At 42.5% G+C, this 3,759-nt stretch carries 4 protein-coding genes; 1 reads left to right on the forward strand and 3 read right to left on the reverse strand.

From position 1 onward, the window contains the following. Nucleotides 1-53: 53 nt before the first annotated feature. The 3 genes from EI162_RS13695 to EI162_RS13705 form a co-directional block, all read right to left on the reverse strand. A complete protein-coding gene (locus tag EI162_RS13695; protein WP_225737008.1) occupies nt 54-395 on the reverse strand; it encodes a hypothetical protein in 342 nt (113 codons plus the stop codon). Nucleotides 396-593: 198 nt separating this feature from the next. Further along, nucleotides 594-2,480, reverse strand: a complete 1,887-nt coding sequence (gene parE / locus EI162_RS13700; protein WP_192524863.1) for a DNA topoisomerase IV subunit B — start codon at nt 2,478-2,480, stop codon at nt 594-596. Between the two features lie 137 nt (nt 2,481-2,617). Beyond that, nucleotides 2,618-3,235, reverse strand: a complete 618-nt coding sequence (locus EI162_RS13705; protein ID WP_192524864.1) for a YqiA/YcfP family alpha/beta fold hydrolase — start codon at nt 3,233-3,235, stop codon at nt 2,618-2,620. A gap of 186 nt (nt 3,236-3,421) precedes the next feature. Here EI162_RS13705 and EI162_RS13710 point away from each other — a divergent pair, with 186 nt between their 5' ends. Then, nucleotides 3,422-3,691 carry a DUF1289 domain-containing protein gene (locus EI162_RS13710; protein WP_192524865.1) on the forward strand — a complete coding sequence of 90 codons (270 nt, stop codon included), beginning with the start codon at nt 3,422-3,424 and terminating at the stop codon, nt 3,689-3,691. Nucleotides 3,692-3,759 lie beyond the last annotated feature (68 nt).

Here is a 3,759-nt window from a genome sequence, read left to right on the forward strand (position 1 = left end):
TTTGTGTCTTCATAACCTCAAATATATCATCTTGCTTTGGCTGTCACCCTCCTTTATTTCTTCAGCATACTTTCTGACACACCACCAAATAAAGTATGTTTGCCCATAATGCTAATTTTCAAATCTAAGGCAAACAAGCTTGGAATGGCATAAACTCCATCGACATTCGACGTGTGTGGTAATGCCAATACCACTGCCTGCGATATATTTGGAATCTCTCCAACGGTACGCCAGCCCGCCGCTTTTAACAAAGCCGAGGCAACCACTGGCGCGAATTTATTACCGCGTTTTGGAACTAAATTACCCAGCTGTTTTTTGCTAAGTACCGGTAATATTTTAGAGCGTGCAGATTGAAAAGCAGCCGCTTTAGAACGCATAAAAAACTTTGATGTCATAGCAAAACTACATAATAAAAGATACCTATATAATACCACTAAGCTTATGCTACTAGATTGAATTTTATAGACTTTTATTACCCAACTATTTAGGTCGTGTCCTCTATATGAACCAAAGTATCTCAGCCTAGCTGTATTGCTTGGACATTGAGCTGACTATATCAGTAAGACGGATAAACAATAACCTCCTAAAACTCCTTATGAGATATCCGCTAAGTTACCTTTATTTTCAAGCCATGATTTACGATCAGCGGCGCGCTTTTTAGCCAACAACATATCCATCACACTATTGGTCAAAACCATATCATCCATATCCAATTGTACGAGGCGGCGCGTATCTCGGTTCATGGTCGTTTCGCGTAGCTGCTCGGCACTCATTTCACCCAGTCCTTTAAAGCGTGTAATCTGGGCTTTTTTATTGCCAGGTACGTTGGCTAAAATATGCTCAAGTTCAGATTCGTCTAACGCATAATGCACTTCTTTACCGACATCGACACGGTATAATGGCGGCATGGCCACAAATAAGTGACCCGCATCTACCAACGCTGGGAAATGCTTGACGAATAACGCACAAATTAATGTGGCGATATGCAGACCATCAGAGTCGGCATCCGCTAGAATACATACTTTGTCATAGCGCAACTCAGATAAATCATCCGACGCTGGGTCCACACCGATGGCGATAGCAATATCATGAATCTCTTGGCTCGAAAGAACCGTATCAGACGATACCTCCCACGTATTTAGAATCTTACCCCGCAGAGGTAATATCGCTTGGTAATGGCGGTCGCGCGCTTGCTTGGCACTACCACCAGCAGAATCGCCTTCTACCAAGAATAGCTCCGCCCCATCGCGTAAATCACCGCGACAATCTGCCAACTTACCAGGTAACGCTGGACCTTGAGTAATTTTTTTACGGGCTACTTTTTTAGCCGATTTGAGGCGGCGACCGGCTTTATTAATCGCCAGCTCTGCAATCTGCGTACCCAAATCAGCATGTTGATTTAACCACAAGCTAAACGCATCCTTTGCCAACGTTTGCACCGCTCCAGCCGCTTCGCGACTCGATAAGCGCTCTTTGGTTTGACCCGAAAATTGCGGCTCAGAAAACTTAAGTGACAAGATATAATTAACCCCATCCCACACGTCTTCTGCCGTCAGCTTCACACTGCGTGGCAGTAAGTTGTGAATATCACAAAACTCACGTAACGCTTCCAAAATACCTGTACGTAAGCCGTTAACGTGCGTACCACCCTGAGCCGTTGGTATCAGGTTCACATAGCTTTCTTGAATGGGCGTACCACCATCAGGTAACCAAGATAGCGCAAAAGTAATACCAGCACGCTCACCCTTTTTAGCCTCATAATGATAATAAAAAGGCTCAGACGGCAGTGTTTCAAGCCCGTCTAATTGCTCGTTTAAATATTCAACAACGCCGTCGGTAAACTGCCAGACAACTTTTTCATTGTTAATATCATCGACAAACTCAATCGTCAATCCTGCTGCTAGTACAGCTTTGGCTTTTAGATTGTGCTTTAGCTGCTTGACATTAAACTTAGGCGTATCAAAAAAGCTACCATCCGCCAAAAAATGCACCTTAGTGCCTCTTTTACGTTTATTCGAGCTTATACTTTCTGTTAAAGGCGTTACCGGTGCGCCGTTTTCAAACGCCATATTAAACTGCGTACTATCACGCCAAACGGTTACTTCGACTCGTGTGGATAAGGCATTTACAACAGAAATACCAACCCCATGCAAACCACCTGATACTTCATAATTAGAGGTCGAAAACTTACCACCCGCATGTAAGCGAGTAAAAATCAGCTCAATACCTGATTGACCATATTCAGGATGAATATCGGTTGGCATACCGCGACCATCATCTTCAACTGACAACGATCCATCACTATGCAATTGAACTTTGATAACTTTGGCATAACCGCCCAGCGCTTCATCAACGGAGTTATCGATGACTTCCTGTGCCAAATGATTGGGACGCGTGGTATCGGTATACATGCCTGGACGACGACGGACTGGCTCTAGTCCTTCTAAAACTTCTAACGATTGCGCATTATATTGACTCACAAATGCATCCTTAACTATTTATGTGCGATTAATTCTATTCAACCATTATAACGAAAAATAGCGACGGTAACGTTAATAGTCAGTCGCTTACGTCATATAATGTCGTCTGTTTCAAACGCTGATGACAACTATACCAATTATCTTAGCATACTAATAACCAGCGGAAGCTGTTCACCAAAATCGCTAAATCGATGATCGCCAGCCGCTTGTAGAGTGACCGTCGCTCCTTGCGTTTGATAAAATATTTTAGACAGTTCAGGATTTAATAGCTCATCACCTTCTTTAATTAAAACAGAAACTTTATTTGGATAATTAACAGCTGATAATTGATGCGCTTCAAACCACTGCAAATCTGCATTAGTAATATCCCAACCTCCAGCTGTCGAGTGGAGAACCTGACTACTTAAATCCTCATCGTTGACATCATTTTTTAAAGCTAATTCCCTAGAAAACCGCTGCAACGTAATATGTGGCTGCGTACTAGGATTTAATAATAACGCTGGGCAGCCTGTATGGTTGCTAACCAAGGTAGAAAAATAACCGCCTAATGAGCTGCCGACCAATACGGCTCTGTCATCTTTATTCAATTCAGCAACCAAGTCAGTCAAATAGCCAAAGACCTGCTCAGGAGGTTGGTTTAAATCTGGGCGTAGGACGGTAATATCAGGATAATATTTCTCGCAAAACTCTTCTAATAAAATGCCTTTGGTAGAATTGGCATCACTGTCTAACCCATGAATATAAATAATGTTCACGTATCCTCTCACTTACTTATTATGTCGTTATGATTGTTTTTTTAAATCAAATCAAGCATAGCACCAGCGCAAGAAAAACAGTAATAATAAAATGGCACACTACTATTCATTATTTGCGACATAATAGTAGCGTAACGGTCGGTTTGTGCAAACCAAAGGAATGATATTACTAGCAATGGAGATGCCATGAGCCAGCAGATTGAGCTGTTCGAGATTACCAATCCCTGTATTAGCGTTTGCACCAGCAATAAAAAGGGCTACTGCTTTGGCTGTCTGCGCAGTCGTAAGGAGCGTCAATTGTGGCATGAGATGACTAACGAGCAGCGCCGTGAGGTGTTAAGGCTAATCGCAGGACGCAAGCAGCGTATTGAGCAGATGCGCCAGCGTAAAGGTGAGCAGTTAGGGTTTGATTTTGAAGAAGTAGTTGAAATTGGGGAGTTGTTTAAAGAAAAATAGTTATTAAATTTTTGGTGGTGTATCAAAAAGTATGCTGGAGTAATAAAAGAAGGGTGACAGCCGAAGCA

It is taken from the genome of Psychrobacter sp. FME6, from assembly GCF_014861365.1.
In the GTDB taxonomy this organism is placed as follows: domain Bacteria; phylum Pseudomonadota; class Gammaproteobacteria; order Pseudomonadales; family Moraxellaceae; genus Psychrobacter.

Bases quoted from the DNA above. Each gene is read 5' to 3' on its own strand.
- EI162_RS13695 (WP_225737008.1), bottom strand. From the start codon at position 395: ATGACATCAAAGTTTTTTATGCGTTCTAAAGCGGCTGCTTTTCAATCT.
- EI162_RS13710 (WP_192524865.1), top strand. From the start codon at position 3,422: ATGAGCCAGCAGATTGAGCTGTTCGAGATTACCAATCCCTGTATTAGC.